The following is a 19209-nucleotide window of genomic DNA, read 5'->3' on the forward strand; positions in this document are numbered from 1 at the left end:
ACCGTCCGGGCTTTTGGCGTTGAACAGCAGGATGTCGCGATGACCGGAACGACCCGATCGAGCCAAGGCCTTGACGACCGCCGCAAGCGGCTCCTGTTCCGCTGCTGGCATCGCGGCACCCGCGAGATGGATCTGATCCTCGGCCGCTTTGCCGACGCCGAGATCGGCGCCCTCAGCGAAGGCGAGCTGGCCGAGCTCGAGCAACTGCTCGAAGTCCCCGACCCGGACTTCTATGCCGCGGTCACCGGCGCCCGGCCGCTGCCGCCGGAGCAGACTCCGGCGCTGTTCGAGCGCATCAAGGCGTTCCGCGCGGTGGGCGCCGATTGATGAAGAGCCCGGTCAAGTCGCCCGCCGAGCATCTCGCGCCGGGGCGCGCGCTCACGCTCGCCAACGTCGCGGAAGGCGCCGAAGGCCTCGTTGTCTCCGACCTCGCGCGCGCCATCGCGGCCAAGCCGAAGCCGCCGGCGGTGAGCCTCGCCGTGGTCTGCCGCGACGGCAACCGGATGCAGCAGCTGGCGCGAGCGCTCGACTTCTTCGCGCCGGATCTGCCGGTGATGCAGTTCCCGGCCTGGGACTGCCAGCCCTATGACCGCGTCTCGCCACATGGCGGCATCCTGGCCCAGCGCGTCACCACGCTCGCACGGCTGTCGCGCCTCGCCGGCAGCGACAAGCCGCTGATCGTGCTGACCACCGTCAACGCCATCGTGCAGCGCGTCCCCTCGCGCGACACCATGGCGGGGCAGGCGCTGTCGGTCGCTCCGGGCCATGTCGTGCCGATGGATTCGGTGATCGCCTGGCTTGAGCACAATGGCTACCACCGCTCGTCGACCGTCCGCGAAAGCGGCGAATATGCCGTGCGTGGCGGCATCCTCGACCTGTTCCCGGCCGGCCTCGACCAGCCCGTGCGCTTCGACTTTTTCGGCGATAGCCTGGAATCGATCCGCACCTTCGACGCCGAGACCCAGCGAACCCTGCTCGACATGCGCTCGCTCGACCTCGTGCCCGTTTCCGAATTCCAGCTCGTCACCGACACCATCCGCCGCTTCCGCATGGGCTATGTCGCCGAGTTCGGCGCGCCGGAGCGCGACGATGCGCTGTACGAGGCCGTCAGCGAAGGCCGCCGCTATCCGGGCATGGAACACTGGCTGCCGCTGTTCCACGACAAGATGGAGACCTTGTTCGACTATCTGCCGAACACACCCATCGTGATCGAGCCGCAGGGCGAGGATGCCGCGCGCGAGCGCTTCAAGCAGATCATCGATTATTACGACGCGCGCCGCGAGGCGATGGAGCATCCCGGCGGCGGGGCGATCTACAAGCCGCTGACGGTCGACCGCCTCTATCTGACGTCCTCCGAATGGGCCGAGCGGCTCGCCGCCGTCCCGCTGGCGCGTGTCACTCCGTTCGCGGTGCCGGAGAGCGCCAACGTCGTCGACATCGGCGCGCGACAGGGCCGCAACTTCGCGCCCGAGCGCAACGATTCCGCCGTCAACGTATTCGAGGCCGTGGTGGCGCACGTGCAAGCGCTGCAATCGGTGCGCAAGAAGGTCGTGATCGCGCTGTGGAGCGAAGGCTCGCGCGACCGCATGGCGAGCATGCTGAAGGATCACAAGCTGATCCATGTCACCAGCGTCAACACCTGGCGCGTGGTGCAGGCGACGCCGCGCAACGAGACCATGCTCGCGGTGCTCGGTCTCGAGACCGGCTTCGAGACCGATCAGATCGCGGTCATCTCCGAGCAGGACATTCTCGGCGACCGCCTGGTGCGGCCGCGCCGGGCGAGCCGCAAGCTCGACAATTTCATCTCGGAGGTGACGAGCCTCGCGATCGGCGACATCGTCGTTCATGTCGATCACGGCATCGGCCGCTTCGTCGGGCTGCAGACGCTCGAGGTCGCCGGCGCGCCGCATGACTGTCTCGAGCTGCGCTACGCCGGCGAAACGAAGCTGTATCTGCCGGTCGAGAACATCGAGCTGTTGTCGCGCTACGGTTCCGACCAGACCAATGTCGAGCTCGACAAGCTCGGCGGCTCCGGCTGGCAAACACGCAAGGCCAAGCTCAAGAACCGAATCCGCGAGATGGCCGGCGAGCTGATCAAGATCGCCGCCGAACGCATGCTGCACGAGGCGCCGAAGCTGCCGGTGCAGGCCGGCCTCTATGACGAGTTCTGCGCGCGCTTCCCCTATGACGAGACCGAGGACCAGCTCGCCGCGATCCAGGCGACGCTCGCCGATCTCGAAGCGGGACGGCCGATGGACCGGCTGGTCTGCGGCGACGTCGGTTTCGGCAAGACCGAGGTGGCGTTGCGGGCCGCGTTCGCGGTCGCGCTCGACGGCAAGCAGGTCGCAGTCGTCGTGCCGACCACGCTGCTCGCGCGCCAGCATGCAAAGACTTTCGCTGAGCGCTTCAAGGGCTTTCCGGTCAACGTCGCACAGGCGTCGCGGCTGGTCAGCACCAAGGAGCTCAATCAGGTCAAGAAGGGCCTCGCCGACGGCTCGGTCGACATCGTCGTCGGCACCCACGCGCTGCTCGGCAAGGCGATCAAGTTCCGCGATCTCGGCCTCGTCATCGTCGACGAGGAGCAGCATTTCGGCGTCAGCCACAAGGAGCGGCTCAAGCAGCTGCGCGCCGAGGTGCATGTGCTGACCCTGTCGGCAACGCCGATCCCGCGCACCTTGCAGCTCGCACTCACCGGTGTGCGCGAGTTGTCGATCATCGCCTCGCCGCCAGTCGATCGTCTCGCCGTTCGCACCTTCGTCGCGCCGCATGATCCCGTGATGATCCGCGAGGCGCTCTTACGCGAGCGCTATCGCGGTGGCCAGGCGTTCTACGTGGTGCCGCGCATCGACGATCTCGCCGAGGTCAAGGAGTTCCTCGACAAGACCGTGCCGGAGATGAAGGTCGCCGTCGCGCACGGCCAGATGGCGCCGACCGTGATCGAGGACATCATCGGGGCGTTCTACGACGGCAAGTTCGACATCCTGCTGTCGACCACGATCGTCGAATCCGGCCTCGACATTCCCCGCGCCAACACGCTGATCGTACACCGTGCCGACATGTTCGGCCTTGCCCAGCTCTATCAGCTGCGCGGCCGCGTCGGCCGCTCCAAGCTGCGCGCTTATGCGCTGTTCACCCTGCCGTCGACGCACAAGATCAGCCCACTGGCCGAAAAGCGCCTGGGCGTGCTGCAGTCGCTGGAGACGCTGGGGGCCGGCTTCCAGCTCGCCAGCCACGACCTCGACATCCGCGGCGCCGGCAATCTGCTGGGCGACGAACAGTCCGGCCACATCAGGGAGGTCGGCTTCGAGCTCTATCAGTCGATGCTGGAGGAGGCGATCGAGAACCTCAAGGCCGGCATCACCGAGCCGACGGTCGACCGCTGGTCGCCGCAGATCACGATCGGCATGCCCGTGCTGATCCCCGAGGACTACGTCTCCGACCTCTCCGTGCGGCTGTCGCTGTACCGCCGGCTCGCCGATCTCGAGACCGACGAGGAGATCGAGAATTTCGCCGCCGAGCTGCGCGACCGCTTCGGCAAGCTGCCGGACGAGACGCGCTATCTGTTCAAGGTCGCCGCGATCAAGAACTACTGCCGCCGCGCCAATGTCGAGAAGGTCGATGCCGGCCCGAAGGGCGCCGTCATCGCCTTCCGCGACAACAGTTTTGCCTATCCGGAGCGCCTCGTCGCCTTCATCAAGCGCCACGGCCAGGCCGCCAAGGTGCGCCCGGACATGAAGGTCGTGTTCCTGCAGGTCTGGGAGACTCCGGAAGAGCGGCTGGCCGGGACCACGGATATTCTGAAGGAGCTGGCGGAGCTCGCGGAGAAGAAGAAGGCGGCGTAGCGGAATGGAGCGTTAGCGAAGCATCCAGCCGAAATGCAACGCAAGGCTGGCGATCGTGAAGACTGAGACGATCGCGATCACGCTGATCCAGTCGGTCTGATCGCGAGATTGTCTGTTCTGCATCGCGCCATCCTTCGCTTCGTCAGACGCCCCCGAACGAAGGGTGATAGCATCAGACGAGTGGGGCAAATGCGCGATCTGAAGATGCCAGTGTTCGGTTGAGATCGTGGCCAAGCCGATGAGATCTGACGACCGAAGTCAGGATATGCGAGCCACGCGCACACGCCGTGTCTTGGACTTGCTGGAAGCGATCCCTTACAATTTATGGTACGCTCGGCTAATTTCTTGGGATCGCGGGCACGGCGCCGTCTTGCGCTCACATATGGCGAGATCGTGCATGCGCGTGTACCCACCTTACGGACATTGATGCGCCTGCTTGGGAGATGTCGATGACGCAACGTAACATCGCACTTCGCGTTAGTGCAGACGATCCGAACGTGGCGTATCTGATGTTGCCTGAGCATCCCGGGTCAGGAACGAAGGGGTGCTCTGCCAGGCAAGTACCATTGTCTGACCTTCTTTCATACGTTGGCGCCGACATAATCCTGGATCTCGATGCGGATGGGCGGCTCATCGGAATTGAAGTGCTTGCCTGAGGCAGGCTTACTAGTGGGCTTCACGACGCCGCGCGCTGCGGCTCGCCATAGACCCGGGCCAGCAGCGTGCGTGCGGTGTCGCCCTGCTACAGCGCGGCGACGGTCACCGCCGTCTCCATGCGCGCGTTGCGCTTGCCATGCGAGGTATGGCGCATCACGGCTCGACAGCCGCCGCACGATCGCATGGCCGAACGCAGATCGGTCTCGGCGAACACGACCACGACCGAGCCGTTGTCCTCGTGGGTCCCGAAATCCATCCGGCGCATCAGCCGGCTGATGATGCGCCCGCCGTCATATTGGGCGCGGGGGTCGAAGTGATCGAAGGCGAAGCGCGCGACGGCAAGGCCGCCGCCATTCTTCAGCCGCCAACCTCCCCGCAACGGGCGATCGGCGGCGCAACCCCGACCAGCTCCGCCAATCGCCCGTTGCTGCACCCGCGCCACTCGGCGTCAAACAGGACTCTAAATCCTACCGGATGAAACTTCGGTGGCAGGTCAGTTGCAGAACAGGGCGGGCCTGCGATGCTCGCCGGTATCGGCATCATGCGAGCGCTAGCTAAGTCCGGCTCGAACGCGTGTGCAACCTTGAGATGGTCGCACGAGTCCCTAAAGAGGATTAATGTTTCACAGATTTTTATCAACGAGATCAGTTTCGCAGATCTTCAAGAAGATCAAAGGTCAGTTGTGGGGGGCGATCCAACTGCCTAGTTCAGGCATCGACGATGTCCGATCCACGATCACTATCGCCGGAGATAAATTTCCGCCGAGGCATTAGCTATGCCGGCGGTCTGGTCGCAATTGGACTGATCTATTTCGCCCTGGCAAAAGGTGGCCTTGCTCTCGCCTCTATTCATCCCAGTGCAACGCCAATTTGGCCACCGACAGGTGTCGCGCTGGCGGCGGTGCTGTTGTGGGGATATCGGACTTGGCCCGCAATTTTCACGGCGGCGGTGATCGCCAATGCGACGACCGCCGGCTCGGTTGCCACCGCGATTGCGATTGCGACCGGTAACTCTCTTGAAGCGGTTGTTGGCGCTTACCTAATCAATCGATGGTCGAGCGGATGTAATACGTTTTCGACGCCATATTCTGTCGCGAAGTTTACCCTGATTTGCCTCGTGATCGCGACACCGATCAGCGCCAGCATTGGACTGTCCAGCCTGGCAACCGCCGGGTACATCGAACGGACGAATTTCGCAAACGCCTGGGTCACATGGTGGCTGGGAGATGTGACCGGCGCGCTGGTCATTGCCCCCGTTATCGTGCTTTGGGCATCAAGCCCCTACCATGCTTTCAACCGCAAGGAATTCTTGGAGACGGTCGGCGTCCTCGCAACAGCGGCGGCTGTTGGACTCATTGCTTTCAGCCCCCTGATCGAGCAAACGCCGAGCCGAAATCCACTGGGTTTTCTCGCGATCCTGCCAATGTTGTGGGCGGCGCTGCGCTGCGGTCCACGTGACACCGCAACGGTTGCGCTGGTGCTTGCGGGGATCACGATTTGGGGGACGCTCACGGGCGGCGGCCCCTTCACGACCGTGGATCTCAACGTTTCATTCCTGCTGGTATTGATGTTTTTGATCAGTATTGCCGTTCCAAGCTTGCTACTGAGCGCCGACGTCGAGGTGCGCAAGAAAGCGGAGGAAAGTCTGCGCCACGCGCAGATGGAACTCGAACGGAAGGTCGCTGAGCGTACGCAAGAGCTGGAGCTCGCCAATGCAGCCAAATCGCGCTTTCTTGCCATGGCAAGCCATGATTTGCGGCAGCCATTACATGCACTAGGCCTGTTCGTTGCACAGCTGCGCACGCCGCTCAAATCGGGGGAAAGGACAAAGACGATCGAGCGGATCGATGCAACGCGCAAAGAAATGGATGAAATGTTCAACTCGCTCCTGGATATTTCCAGGCTCGATGCTGGAATCCTTACACCCAAAATTACCGAATTCCCGATCGCGCGCCTGTTGCAAACAATTGAGACTACGTTTGATCAGGCAACGCGAGAAAAAGGCTTGCGTCTACGCGTTCGGCGAAGTGACGCCTGGGTGCGGAGCGACGCCATGCTGCTCGAACGCATACTGCTCAATCTGGTATCCAATGCTGTGCGCTATACGTCACGGGGCGGGATCATCGTCGGATGTCGTCGGCGCGGTGAAATGTTGCGTATCGAAGTATGGGATAGCGGTCCCGGCATTCCTGAGGATCAGAAGCAGAATATCTTTGGCGAGTTTTTTCAACTACCCGGCCCAGAACGGAACCGGTACGGCGGCCTGGGGCTCGGCCTGGCTATTGTCGACAGGCTTCGCGTACTTCTCAACCATCAAGTCGACTTAGCTTCGACTGTGGGCCGAGGTTCGCGATTCTCAATCCTGATTCCGATGGCCGATAAATGCGTCAGGTCCACTGAGCCCGTCGACTCACCTCGCCCCGCAGCGGTCGAAGGTAAGGTAATTCTTGTTATTGCCGATGCTCCAATTGTGCGAGAGGAGACGGGCGGATTGCTTGGCAAATGGGGATACTCCGTCCTTACCGCCGGATCCGACGAAGCTGCGCTCATCCGACTGGCTGAGCGCCAACAACGCCTCGATCTTATAATCTCGGACTATCATCTTGCCAGCGGAAAGACCGGTATCCGAGCAATTGAACAAATTAGTGCGGCGTTTGGCTCGTCAATTCCAGCTATCCTCACCAGCGGCGATACGGCACCCGAACCATTACGTGACGCTAAGGACAGAGGGTACATTTTGCTGCACAAACCTGTCGACCCAATGCGGCTCCGCGCTGTCATGCACGAGTTCTTGAGGGATCAAGGCGATAGGAGAGACACCGGGGCGGCGTTATGAATCAGATTTCGGCGACAAGTCCCAGCCCATTTTTCCTACTTCTATTACTGCCTCGGTGCGACTCGTTACATTGAGTGCCTTGAGAACGACCGTGATGTGGTTCTTCACGGTCGGCACGGCCATATCGAGGGTCTTGGCAATGATCTTGTTGCTTTTTCCCTTCATCAGGAGCGCAAGCACTTCAATCTGCCGATCGGTCAACCCGAGACCCTTGGGAGAGTCCCGCGTCGCTAGCTTATTTGCAGGCCGCGGAGACGTTGGTTCCTCAAGTATCTCCGAGGGAATGTAAATGCCGCCAGAGAACACTAACTTGATGGCGTTGAGCATGACCTCACGTTCGGTAGTTTTCGGGATGAAACCCAGAGCGCCAAGTTTGAAGGCACGCTTGACTGTATCTTGATCATCCGAGGACGAGAGAATGACGATAGCAATGGTCGCATAGCGGTCACGCAGTTCGCGGAGGACAGAGAAGCCATCTCGATCAGGCAAATTGATATCAAGCAAAATGAGGCTGATGTCAGGATGTTCCTCGACTATGTGCACTGCCTCACGGCCGTTCGAAGCTTCAAAAATGACGGAGTCTCGCTTCAGTTGTTTCACGACAGCGTGCAACGCCTCGCGGATTAATGCATGGTCGTCGACAATAAGAACTTTCATAAAAGCTCTCCGTCATCCCATTGCACGGAGATCCAACTCAAAAAACATACACCCACCTTCGGGTCTTTGGCGAGGAAGAAGCTGGCGGAAGACTGGCTCTCGATACCGTCTATCCACCATCATCCTTGGCCCAACCAGCGGTTCGCCGCCGGGCACTCAAGGTAGGAGCCGAATGCCGTTGTGTGGTGTAATTGTAGTCACCGCACGGTAGGAGCGCGAGTACGGACCACGAAAGTCGTGGGACTCAGGGTCTCCTTCGCCTGTAGGCAAAGGTGATTGATGCCGAGATCTGTACGGTACCTTGATCATAGGACCTAGGAACCTCTCTCTGTGGACCTCCGGCTGATTTACGCGCTCTGCCGTTTGAACGATGATCGTCAAACGGACAGCCTCACGCGCCAGCAGGTTCTACCAAGCGCCGCCAGCCGCCATATGATCATTATCGTAATAGCTTTGGTGGCCGGGGTCGGCGTGAAGCAAATCTAGATTGCGGCGTTGTCACGATCCGGCAGCGCGGCGGTGACTTTCTGTCAAATTCGGTCCCTCTTGAAGCGTGCTCGTACGCCGGACGGGGCAATCAGATGCATGATCGAACTGCCGACCTGAAGCCATCGGTAGGCGCGTTGCCGGAGCTGAAAGGCTACGGCCGCGATTTGCGCATTGATGCCTGCCGCGGCATCGCGCTCTGGTGCATCTTTCTTGATCATGTCCCCAACAACATCGGGAGCTGGCTGACACTGCGGAACTACGGCTTCAGCGATGCCGCGGAAGTGTTCATGTTCGTGTCGGGCGTAACCTGCGCGTTGGCCTACGGCAAGGCATGGCGCTGCGGGGGGTGGACCGGCGTGATCGGCCGGACGCTGTGGCGAAGCTGGGATATTTATGTCGCATTTCTGCTGCTCACGCTCGCCTGCGCCATCATGGTTCACCTCGCAGGCGGCGGCCATCTTGCCGACGAGAGCAATACGCGCATTCTGTTGGAACAGCCGGGCGTGACGCTCGCGCACGCGGCGATCCTGCAATACTGCCCCGTCAACACCGACGTCTTGCCGCTCTTCGTGCTTTATCACCTTTTGTTCGCGCCGCTGCTGTGGCTGCTGCTGCGAGCGCCGAACGCAACGCTCGGCGCGTCGCTGTTGCTTTACGCACTGGTGCACGTCTTCGGATGGACCATCCCGGCATGGCCGAACGGCCACTGGGCCTTCAATCCGCTGGCTTGGCAGCTGCTGGTCGTGCTTGGCGTGTGGTGGATGATCGAAGACAAGAGAGCCCGGCCATGGGTGACCTCACGCACCGCGCTTGTGGCTGCCGCTCTCTATCTGGTGTTCAGCCTCATCATCGCATTGAGCTGGAGCATCAAACCGCTGGAAGCGCTGGTCCCGCAGGCGCTGCTGACGCTGCTTTACCCGATGGACAAATCTAATCTCGATCCATTGCGACTGCTGCATTTCTTGGCCCTTGCGGTTTTGGTGGTATGGTTAGTGCCTCGCAATTGGCGAGGGCTGACGACGGCGGTGATGCGCGGCGCCGTTCTCTGTGGCCAGAACTCGCTGCCAATCTACTGCCTCGGCGTTCTGCTGACGTTCGCCAGCCGCCTGGCGCTGCTCGGCATCTCGGAGGGGCTGACGATGCAGATCGCGCTCAGTGTTGGCGGCGTCCTGGTGATGATCGTGGCGGCGACGCTGCTGAACTTGATCAAGATCAAGCCGAGGCAGCAGCCGGACGCGAAGCCCGTCGAGCAGACAACCAGGTTTGAGCTGGTCGTCAATCTCAAGACAGCCAAGGCGCTCGGCGTTGACATTCCGTCCACGCCGCCCGCCTCGGGCCGACGAGGTGGCCGAACAAAGATGCTGTTTGCTCCGGTGCGCGAGTCCGGCTGCGGCGCTGATCCAGCGCCAGCAATCGCGCACGCCTTCGGGCCACCAGCGAAAACTGTGGGTCAGGTCGTGAATTAGTTCACAAGGACTGTGGAGCCTGCCCTTTCTTCTTCCGGCCATCGTACAGGAGCCAAGGCCATGATTTCCCACCCAAGGACCCACAAGGGAGCGGTGCTGATCGCGGCGTGCGTGATGTTTGCCAGCGTAGCGGCATTATTGTCGGTCAACGTGACGTCACCCACTAGCTCCGCGCTCGGCGCTGACTGGCAGTGCAGCCGGCTTGCGCTCGTTATCACGATCTGCACCCATGTGCGTGCACACGAGACCGTTTCAACTGGCGTGCGCAAGCGGACCTGGTACCCGGAATCATAGCTCGGTGATACGGCGGTCTTTGAAGCGGCGTTGCCGGGCCTTTTTCTTGGTCCAGACGAAGGGCTCAGATCTGACGTTATATGCTTTGTTGTAGTGACCTGCCCCTAGGAGTTTGCGGCCTATGCGGCCAACCTCACCGCAACGGGCGATCGGATGCGCAACCCCCACCAGCTCCGCCAATCGCCCGTTGCTGCACCCGCGCCACTCGGCGTAAAACCCAACAGGACTCTAAATGCTCCTGGATGAAACTTCGGTGGCAGGTCACTCGCAATGACGCCCGTGACGCAGGCAACGTTCTATGAAGCCGCGCGTTGCGCCTCGCCGTAGACGCGGGCCAGCAAGGTGCGCGCGGTGTCGCCCGGCTGCAGCGCGGCGACAGTGACCGAAGGCTCCGTGCGCGTGTCGCGTTTGCCGTGCGAGGTTTGGCGCATCACGCTGGAGAGGCGGCGGGCGATGGCGTGGGCCGAGCGCAGATCCGTCTCGGCGAACACGACGACGACGGAGCCGTTGTCCTCGTGGGTGCCGAAATCCATCCGTCGCATCAGGCGGCTGATGATGCGGGCGCCGTCATACTGGGCGCGCGGATTGACCGGATCGAAGGCGAAGCGGGCCACCGCTAGGCTGCCGCCGCTCTTCTGGGTCTGACTGACGGCGGTGGCAAAGTCGCGCGCAAAAGCGTTACGGGTGAGCAGGCCGGTCTGCGGGTCGAGCATGCCGCCGGCTTCGATGGCGCGCAGCGTGCGGTTGAGGCGCGCTTCGAAGGCGTGCTGGCGGATCAAGGGCAGCGCGCTGGCCGCGATGTGCGCGGGAGCGCCGGCGATGATCTCGAGATTGGCGAGTTCCTGCAGCGGCGCCGGCTGGTTGGCAGTGACGACGACGGCAAGGTTGCGGAAGCGGGTGTCCTCGGCGAGCACCGCGAGGAACGCATCGACCACGCGCGGCGAAAACCCTTCGCCGAGCACGATGCCGTCGATGTCGCGGCTCGACAGATGTTTGGCGGCGGCTTCGATGCTCAGCGCGCCGACGACCGCCATGCGTTCGCCGAGCGCGACCGACAGGCCGGGCAGGGAGCTGCCGCGGCCGAGCAGCAGCACGGTCGCGTCATCGAGCGGATCTGTTTCCGGCAATGTGGCGTCGGGTGCTTTCTTCTCATTGAGACGGCGCAGCACGGTGGTGTGCAGCGTGCGGACGCGCAACGCCGCGCGCAGCCGCGCCAGCAGCCGCTCGTGATTGTCGCTGCCATGCAAGGGAATGGCGTGGTCGGGCAGGACAGCGCCACCGGGTGCGATGGCGATCAGCGGCACGTACGGCTTGCGCGCGCCGACATGACGCGAGAACGCCGCAAGCTCGGTTGCATCAGCATCCTCGACGACGGCAACGACCGCGGCCGGCTGAACCTTGGACATCATGCTGATCGCATCAGCCCAGCGCGTCTCGACGGAGGGGAGAATTTGCGCCACCGCGAGGGCCGCACTCAGCGAAGGCCGCGTGGACGAGGAGACGATGAGAAGCGGGCCTTGTGGGGACATCCAGGGAACTCAGGATACGCTGACGTTACATCGCGATCCTAGGTCCCTCCCGTTAACGCAGCGTCAACACTGTTCCAAACATGACGGTTCCGTAGCTGTCCGGACGGCAGGATCAGCCGCCCGAGCCGGCGCGGTCGCGGAAGGCCTCGACCATCAGCGGATTGAGTCCCAGCTCGGCGAGCGCTTCCCGCGCGCGCGCATTGTCCATCGCGCGGCCCGCGAGGCGGTGACCGCTGAGACGGTCGGGCAGAGCGGTCAGCAGCGCACCCTGGCCGAGCCGCCTCGACCATTCGTGCAGGTCCTGGGCGAGGAAGCGGTAGCCGCCCACGGCCATCACGCCGGCCGGCGGCGCCGTGATCGAGATCGTGTCCTGGGCGCGGTCGAGGCGCACGGCGTATTCGGTGTCGACGTAGTCGCGCGGCGCTGCCGGCATCAGCGAGTCGCTCGGCGGTTGCGGCGGCGCGTAGGCGGCCAACACGACCATGGGCCCACGCAGCCCGAGCGTGCCCTTCGGCGTCACCAGGATCTCGCCGGCGATCGACGAGCCCGGCTGTTCGCGCGGCGCGCCCTGGCGGCCCGGCTTGACCGGCCCGGGACTGCCATCGGCCGCGGTGCGGCGCACGGCGAACAGTCCGGCTTCGCCGAACAGATAGACGTCGGTCATCTCGATGTCGCGCGTCTTCCACGATGCGCTCGACGCCACCTGCTCGGGCGCGCGCCACAGGCCGAGCACATAGCGCAGGTTCGGCAGCCGCGCGGCCAGATTGCCCTCGTCGAGACGCAAGGCGAGTTGAGCCGGGGCGACCAGCGTATCGCAGGCCAGCTCCGCGAGCTGCTGTTCCAGCGCGTCGGCGTCGAACGGGTGGTGCAGCGCAAGGGTGCCGCCGGACAACAGCCATGTCACGACCGAGGCGGCGAGGCCGGCGAATGACGACGGCAGGAAGGCCGACATCATGTTCACGCCCTGCGGCAGATCGCTCTCGAGCGAGACGGCGAGCCCACCGGCGATCAGGCTCAAATGGGTGCGCGGCACGGCGCGGAAGCCGTCGGCGGTCACGTCGAAGGAGACGATCGCGGCCTTGCGGCCGTCCGGCATGAGCCCGCGCGTCGAGCGCGAGGGTTTTGCGATCGACTGGTCCAGCGAATACATCCCCTCGGGCAGGTCGGAGCCGAAGCCGCAGACGTGGCGGATCGAGAACGCCTCCGCCGCCGCATTCATCGCGAGATCGGAGTGAATCACGCCGTCGATCTTCGACATCGTGACGATGGCGCGCGCGCTGGTGCGGTTCAGCGCCGCCACGAGCTCCGACTGACGCCACAGCAGCGGGAATACGGCGACCACGAGGCCGGCGCGATGCGCGGCCAGCACCGTCAGCACGAACTCGATCGTGTTGGGCAGTTGGACCGCGATCACCGAATGAGCCGGCAGGCCGGCGTCGACGAAGTGCGCGGCCAGCGCCGAGATCACGCGATCGGCTTCGGCATAGGTCAGGCGCATCGGCGGTCGCCCGGTGACGCGCTGCTTGTTGATCGGATCGACCAGCGCAACCGCATCCGGCTTGCGCGCCAGGATGCGTTGAAACAACGCGTCGAGCGTCGGCGACGTATTGGCCTGATTCACCTGTTGCCCCGTACTTTCACGGACCCGGCCACGACCAATTGCCCCGATTGGTCACTTCCGTGCCGGCTCCGGCCGCTGCCACCAGCTCTCCGGGAGCGCTCCCGTCAAAGCTGTCCTCTCTGGCCGTTCTATACGATTCCACCGCGCGATCCATTCCTCGGCGGCATTGAGCACTGGAATAGCGTAGAACCCCGCCATCAGGGTACGGTCCAATGCGCGAACCGTCGAGATAAATTCCGGCCTGTCGCGGGCGCGCAACAGCGCCGCGATCATGGCGTCGATCGCCGGGTCCTTGGCGCCCATGTAGTTGCGGGTTCCGGTGCGGTCGGCGGCCTCGCTGCCCCAATAGAACGCCTGCTCGTTGCCGGGAGACAGCGACTGGTCCCAGCGGTTCTGGATCATGTCGAACTCGAAGCTCAGGCGGCGCTGGTCGAACTGCACGGGATCGACGACCCTGACGGACGCATTGATGCCGGCCCGCTTGAGACTGCCGGCGTAAGCCAGCGCAATACGCTCCTGGTCGCGCCTCGTGACCAGGATCTCGAAGGCGAGGGGGGCCCGCGTCGTCCGATACCGCAAGACCGTCCCGTCGAAGCCATAGCCGGCCTCGCCAAGCAGATCGAGCGCCGCCTTCAGCGTTGCGCGGTCGCGGCCGGACCCGTCGGTGATCGGCAGGCGGTAGCTGCCGTCCATGATATCGGGGGGGATCTGCGCGGCGTACGGCTTCAACAGATCGAGCTCGGCCGCATCGGCTGGACGTCCATAGGCCGAAAGCTCGGATCCGGCGAAATAGCCACCGCTGCGGCGGTACAGCCCGAAGAAGTAGTTGCGGTTGATCCATTCGAAATCGAACAGCAGCGTCAGCGCACGGCGCACCTTCACGTCGGCGAACACCGGCCGCCGCGTGTTGAACACCAGGAACTGCGAGGGCTGCGGCATCCCCGAGGTGAAGCTGTCGCGGATGACCTCGCCATTGCGCGCGGCCGGGAAGTCGTAGCCGTCGTGCCAGCGCAGCGGTTCGGTCTCGACGCGGAAGTCGTACAGCCCGCGCTTGAAGGCTTCGAACTGTCCATTGGACTCGCGGTAGTAATCGAGCCGGACCTCGTCGAAGTTCCACAATCCGCGGTTGACCGGCAGGTCGCGTCCCCAATAGTCCGGATTGCGGGTGAGGGTGACACTGGATCCCGGCTGCACCGCGGTGACACGATACGGGCCCGACCCGAGCGGCGCGGTCATCGTCGTGTCCTCGAAGCTCGCCAGGTCGGTCGCGTGCTTCGCCAGAATCGGCATCAGGCCGAGGATCAGCGGCAACTCGCGGTCTTCGGCGCCGCCGAAATCGAACCGGATGGTCAGCGGATCAAGCACGTCGACCCTGGCGACCTTGCCGTAGTATTGCCGGTGGTTGGGGCGGCCGTGATCACGCAGCAGCGCAAAGGAGAACGCCACGTCCTCGGCGCGCACCCGGCTGCCGTCGGCGAAGCGGGCGCGCGGGTCGAGCCGGAAGGTGACATAGGTCCTGTTCTCGTCGGTCTCGACGGTTTTCGCCAGCAGGCCATACAGCGTGAACGGCTCGTCATTGCCGCGGGTGAGCAGGCTCTCGACCACATAGCTGCGGATTTGCTGCACTGCGATACCGCGGACGATGAACGGGTTCAGGCTATCGAAGGTGCCGAGCAGTCCCCATACCAGACGACCGCCCTTGGGCGCGTCGGGATTCGCGTACGCCATGTGGTCGAAGTCGGCGGGCAAGGCCGGGTGACCATGCATGGCGATCGCCGCAGTTTCTGCCGCTTTCGCCATGGGAGTGTAGACCTCGGGCAACAATGCCAGCGTGACGGCGACACATCGCACGGCCGCGCTGAACATGCGCTGCAGCATCAGGATCGGGGCGCAAGCATTTGATTCGGAACAGGTCACAAGGGGCTTTTACCACACGCTCGCCAGCGCTAGACCGCGGCTTCGACATGGTCTCGCGGCATTGATTCTTCCGCGCACCGCGTTAAGAAGGCGGGCGATTGAGTTACGGCGGTAACGCCTGTCACTTAACCGCCTCATTTCCTGAGGAGACAGCCGCTTCAACGGCTTGGTGTGGCGCCTTTGGCGGTCTCGGGCGCTGCCGTTCAGAAAGGGTTTTCCGCAATGAATTTCCGTGACTTGGCCTCGTCGGTTGGGCCGCGTGGGCGGCTTGTCGCGCTGCTCGCGGTCACCGCGCTGGCCGTTTCCTTCGCTCCTTCGGTTGCGCAGGCTCAAGCGCCGAAGGCGAAGGCTCCGGCTGCCGCTCCCAAGGCTCCCGCTCCGGCCGCCCAGGCCCCTGCCACTCCTCCCGCCGGCGGCCAGCCTCAGGCCCAGGCTCAGCAGGAGATGCCGCAGCTGATCTATGCGCCGTGGACCAAGTTCTGCCTGAAGGGGCAGGATGCCAACGCCAAGCAGGTCTGCTTCATTGGCAAGGACGGCCGCATCGAATCCGGTCAGCCTGTGGTTGCAGCGGTCATCATCGAGCCCGAAGGCGAGCCGAAGAAGATCCTGCGTGTGACCCTGCCGCTCGGCATGCAGTTGCAGCCCGGCACCCGCATCGTCATCGACAACAACCAGTTCATGGAAGGCAAATACGTCATCTGCTTCCAGAACGGCTGCATGTCGGACTACGAAGCAACGCCCGAATTCGTGAACAGCCTCAAGAAGGGCCAGACCCTCTACGTCCAGGCGATCAACTCGAACGGCACCGCGCTGACGCTGCCGCTGCCGCTGCAGGAAGGCAACAGCAGCTTCGCCAAGGCCTATGATGGTCCGCCGACCGACCCGAAGCAGTTCGAAGAGACCCAGAAGAAGCTGCAGGAAGAGCTGCAGAAGCGCGCCGAGGAGCAGCGCAAGAAGCTCGAGCAGACCCAGCCAGGCCAGCCGCAGGCGAAGCAGTAACGCCGGTCGGGTCCATTCCGCAAAATCAAGGGCGCTCCATTCGGAGCGCCTTTTTCGTTCTGCGAACGGATATGAGGGGAACTTGCGCGCCGGGACCAAAGATCAAGCCTGCGCCGGCGGCGCTGGGTTGAAACCCTCCGGTCGACAGGTCAGTTCATCAGCGGATTGCGCGGACGATAGCCGCCCGACTTGTCCTTGATGAAGATCTCCGCAACCTGGGAATGGCGGATCGGCTCGCCGGACTCGTCGGGAACCAGGTTCTGCTCGGAGACATAGGCGACGTATTCGGATTCCGCGTTCTCGGCCAGCAGGTGATAGAATGGCTGGTCCTTGTGCGGACGGACCTCCTCGGGAATCGACAACCACCATTCCTCGGTGTTGTTGAACTCCGGATCGATGTCGAAAATCACGCCCCGGAACGAGAACACCCGATGCCGGACGATCTGGCCGATCTGAAACTTGGCAGTTCGCGCTTTGATCATCCCAGTCGAATAGACCAGGATGGGGAGCGATGCTAGTGCCCCGCGGGCGGATTTGATCTAGACCAATCCGATTCGCGTCAAGCCGCGACGCCCCCGCATTCCAGGCCCTTCCCAGGCCCCCCAGGGGGTCATCTTCCGAGCCCATGTTCGACATTCTCAATCTGGCCCTGCCTTATTTCGGCGTCGTTTTCATAGGCTTCGCCTGTGGTAAGTGGAGGGGGCTGCCCGAAGCCGGGCTCGCCTGGATGAACTTCTTCCTGCTCTACGTCTCGCTGCCCGCTTTGATGTTCAACCTCATCGCGCGCACGCCGTTCACGGAGCTGAGCAACCCTCCGTTCCTGGTTGCAACGACGCTCGCCACCATGCTCACCTTCGCCCTGGCGCTCGTGCTCGGCAAGGCCATCGGGCGGCTGTCGCTACGCGAGGCGACCATGGCCGGGCTCGCGGGCGGCTACGGCAACATCGGCTATATGGGGCCTGGGCTGGCGCTGGCCGTGCTCGGGACCAAGGCGGCGGCGCCGACCGCGCTGATCTTCTGCTGCGACAGCATCTTCCTGTTCTCGATCGTGCCGCTGCTCGTCGAGCTGACCGAGCGCGACCACGCCTCGGTGGTGCATGCGCTGCGCACGGTGCTGCGCCAGATCCTGCAGAACCCGCTGATCATGGCGACGGCAGCCGGCATGCTGGCGGCGGCGTTTCAGCTGCATCCGCCGACCGTGCTCGACCTCACCCTGCAGTTCCTGCAGAACGCCGCTGCGCCGACGGCGCTGTTCGCGCTCGGCGTGACCGTGGCGCTGCGCCCGTTCGAGCGGCTGCCCTGGGAGGTGCCGGTCCTGACCGTGGTGAAGCTCGTCGTCCACCCGCTGCTGTCGTTCGGGCTGATGCTGCTGTTCGGGCCGTTCGCGCAGCCTTGGGCGGCGACTGCGGTGCTGATGGCGGCGCTGCCGCCGGCGCTCAATGTGTTCGTGATCGCGCGCCAGAATGACAGCTGGATCGAGCCGGCCTCATCGGCGGTGCTGATCGGCACCTTCGCCTCGGTGATCACCCTGACCAGCGTGATGTGGCTGATCCAGACTGGCCGGCTGGTGTTTCCCTGACGGTGCTCAACCGGCCTTGCGCGTGGCTCTCCATGACGGCGCCAGGCCCTCGCGCATCGCGAGCCGCCGCAGCGGACCGATGCCGCTCATCAGGTGCATGCCGACGGCGCGCAGCGACTGCATCGGCAGGAGATCGCTGAGCAGCGAGCGGTTGGCGACGTCGATGGCGAAGGTGCGGCTCAGGATGTCGGCGCGGCGCGCGGCACCGTAGCGCGCGAGCACCTGCGGGGCACCGATATCCTCGCCGGCCGCATTGGCCTTGCGCACGACATCGGCGATGTCGATGCCGTCGCGCAGGCCGAGGTTCAGTCCCTGCGCACCGATCGGCGGCACCACATGCGCGGCCTCGCCGACCAGGGCGATGCGGTTTTGCGCGTAGCGCAGGGGCCGCTCGATCGCGAGCGGAAACACATGGCGGCCCGGCTCGACGCGAACGCGTCCGAAGATCGAATGCGACTGCCGCTCGGCGGCGTCGGACAGGGCGTCGTCGTCGAGCGCGAACAGCCGGTCGGCCTCCTTCGGGGCTGCGACCCAGACGACGCTGGAGCGGTCGCCCGGCAGCGGCACGAACACGCAGGGGCCCTGCGGCGTGTGGAATTCCGTCGACACGTTGTGATGCGGCCGCGCATGGGTGATGTTGAAGGTCAGCGCAGACTGCTGCAGCGTGCGCCGGCTCACGCCGATGCCGGCGGCCTCGCGGCACAGCGAATGCCGGCCATCGGCGCCGACCACGAGCCGCGCCGTCAGCACGCGGCCCGATGCGCTGGTGACGGTCACCGCATCGGCATCGCTGCGCACGCTTTCCGCATCCTCGGCGATCCGCACCAGGCCGTCGATCTCGCCGGCGCGTTGTTCCAGCGCGTCGACCAGGGCGGCATTGGCGATGTTGTAGCCGAACACGTCGAAACCGATCTCGTCGGCGACGAAGCGCACCTCCGGGGCTCGGAACAGCCGGCCGGTATCGTCGACCAGCCGCATCGCCTTCAGGCCGGCGGCGCGGTCACGACACGATGACCAGACGCCGATCTCGTCGAGGAAATCGACCGAGCCGCCGAGCAGGGCGGTGGTGCGGTTGTCGGCATATGGAGCCTTGCGGGCCACGAGCGCCGTCCGCGCCCCGGTCTGCGACAATGCAATCGCGGCGGCGAGCCCGGCGGGTCCGCCGCCGACGACGATGACATCAAAGCTGGCGTCTGTGTTGCTCATGCGGGAACATTTGACGTTCCTGCAGGGCTTTTTCAAGGGTATTGCGTGAGCCTGCGCGGCGCATGGCCGCAACGGCAGATATGCAATTGGCTCCGATTCCTGATAGCACTGGCGTCGC

General features: G+C 63.9%; 15 protein-coding genes and 1 pseudogene. 8 read left to right on the forward strand and 8 right to left on the reverse strand.

What is annotated here, in order from left to right; translation table 11 throughout:
* Nucleotides 1-39 precede the first annotated feature (39 nt).
* Nucleotides 40-327 carry a succinate dehydrogenase assembly factor 2 gene (locus tag ACQR03_RS05830; RefSeq protein ID WP_315751602.1) on the forward strand — a complete coding sequence of 96 codons (288 nt, stop codon included), beginning with the start codon at nt 40-42 and terminating at the stop codon, nt 325-327.
* Complete coding sequence (gene mfd, locus ACQR03_RS05835; protein WP_434841042.1) at nt 327-3842, forward strand: transcription-repair coupling factor; 3516 nt, start codon at nt 327-329, stop codon at nt 3840-3842. The genes ACQR03_RS05830 and mfd overlap by 1 nt, the downstream gene beginning before the upstream one ends.
* Before the next feature lie 12 nt (nt 3843-3854).
* Here mfd and ACQR03_RS05840 read toward each other — a convergent pair whose 3' ends face one another.
* Entirely contained in the window at nt 3855-4076 is a 222-nt protein-coding gene (locus ACQR03_RS05840; RefSeq protein ID WP_315751600.1) for a hypothetical protein, read from the reverse strand.
* A gap of 275 nt (nt 4077-4351) precedes the next feature.
* On the opposite strand from ACQR03_RS05840, the gene ACQR03_RS05845 reads away from it, so the two are divergent.
* Entirely contained in the window at nt 4352-4498 is a 147-nt protein-coding gene (locus ACQR03_RS05845) for a DUF2283 domain-containing protein (RefSeq protein ID WP_410051202.1), read from the forward strand.
* An 86-nt stretch (nt 4499-4584) separates the two neighbouring features.
* Here the strand turns inward: ACQR03_RS05845 and ACQR03_RS05850 are convergent, their stop codons facing one another.
* The gene (locus tag ACQR03_RS05850; protein WP_315751599.1) at nt 4585-4878 is read right to left on the reverse strand and encodes a hypothetical protein; all 294 of its coding nucleotides are present in this window, start codon (nt 4876-4878) and stop codon (nt 4585-4587) included.
* 341 nt (nt 4879-5219) lie between these two features.
* On the opposite strand from ACQR03_RS05850, the gene ACQR03_RS05855 reads away from it, so the two are divergent.
* A complete protein-coding gene (locus ACQR03_RS05855) occupies nt 5220-7334 on the forward strand; it encodes an MASE1 domain-containing protein (RefSeq protein ID WP_315751598.1) in 2115 nt (704 codons plus the stop codon).
* Here the strand turns inward: ACQR03_RS05855 and ACQR03_RS05860 are convergent.
* The gene (locus ACQR03_RS05860) at nt 7329-7991 is read right to left on the reverse strand and encodes a response regulator transcription factor (RefSeq protein WP_315751597.1); all 663 of its coding nucleotides are present in this window, start codon (nt 7989-7991) and stop codon (nt 7329-7331) included. The genes ACQR03_RS05855 and ACQR03_RS05860 overlap by 6 nt on opposite strands.
* Before the next feature lie 581 nt (nt 7992-8572).
* Between ACQR03_RS05860 and opgC the strand changes: the two genes are divergently transcribed.
* Nucleotides 8573-9946, forward strand: a complete 1374-nt coding sequence (gene opgC, locus ACQR03_RS05865) for an OpgC domain-containing protein (RefSeq protein ID WP_315751596.1) — start codon at nt 8573-8575, stop codon at nt 9944-9946.
* 408 nt (nt 9947-10354) lie between these two features.
* Nucleotides 10355-10486 (forward strand): annotated as a pseudogene (locus tag ACQR03_RS05870) (IS3 family transposase); the annotation flags it as partial.
* A gap of 50 nt (nt 10487-10536) precedes the next feature.
* Here the strand turns inward: ACQR03_RS05870 and ACQR03_RS05875 are convergent.
* The 3 genes from ACQR03_RS05875 to ACQR03_RS05885 all read right to left on the reverse strand — a co-directional run bounded on the left by ACQR03_RS05875 (nt 10537) and on the right by ACQR03_RS05885 (nt 15268).
* Entirely contained in the window at nt 10537-11769 is a 1233-nt protein-coding gene (locus ACQR03_RS05875; RefSeq protein ID WP_315751595.1) for a GGDEF domain-containing protein, read from the reverse strand.
* Nucleotides 11770-11881: 112 nt separating this feature from the next.
* A complete protein-coding gene (locus ACQR03_RS05880; protein ID WP_315751594.1) occupies nt 11882-13390 on the reverse strand; it encodes a class I adenylate-forming enzyme family protein in 1509 nt (502 codons plus the stop codon).
* A 51-nt stretch (nt 13391-13441) separates the two neighbouring features.
* Entirely contained in the window at nt 13442-15268 is a 1827-nt protein-coding gene (locus tag ACQR03_RS05885; protein ID WP_434841043.1) for an extracellular solute-binding protein, read from the reverse strand.
* Between the two features lie 261 nt (nt 15269-15529).
* Here ACQR03_RS05885 and ACQR03_RS05890 point away from each other — a divergent pair, with 261 nt between their 5' ends.
* Nucleotides 15530-16306 carry an invasion associated locus B family protein gene (locus tag ACQR03_RS05890; protein WP_315751592.1) on the forward strand — a complete coding sequence of 259 codons (777 nt, stop codon included), beginning with the start codon at nt 15530-15532 and terminating at the stop codon, nt 16304-16306.
* Nucleotides 16307-16455: 149 nt separating this feature from the next.
* On the opposite strand, the gene hspQ is transcribed toward ACQR03_RS05890, so the two are convergent.
* Complete coding sequence (gene hspQ / locus ACQR03_RS05895; protein WP_315711998.1) at nt 16456-16788, reverse strand: heat shock protein HspQ; 333 nt, start codon at nt 16786-16788, stop codon at nt 16456-16458.
* Between the two features lie 143 nt (nt 16789-16931).
* Between hspQ and ACQR03_RS05900 the strand changes: the two genes are divergently transcribed.
* Complete coding sequence (locus ACQR03_RS05900) at nt 16932-17885, forward strand: AEC family transporter (protein WP_315751591.1); 954 nt, start codon at nt 16932-16934, stop codon at nt 17883-17885.
* 6 nt (nt 17886-17891) lie between these two features.
* Here the strand turns inward: ACQR03_RS05900 and ACQR03_RS05905 are convergent, their stop codons facing one another.
* Nucleotides 17892-19091, reverse strand: coding sequence for a UbiH/UbiF family hydroxylase (locus ACQR03_RS05905; protein ID WP_434841044.1), 1200 nt, complete (start codon nt 19089-19091; stop codon nt 17892-17894).
* Nucleotides 19092-19209: the final 118 nt, after the last annotated feature.

The sequence above is a fragment of the Bradyrhizobium sp. HKCCYLS3070 genome (assembly GCF_051167575.1).
Lineage (GTDB): Bacteria > Pseudomonadota > Alphaproteobacteria > Rhizobiales > Xanthobacteraceae > Bradyrhizobium.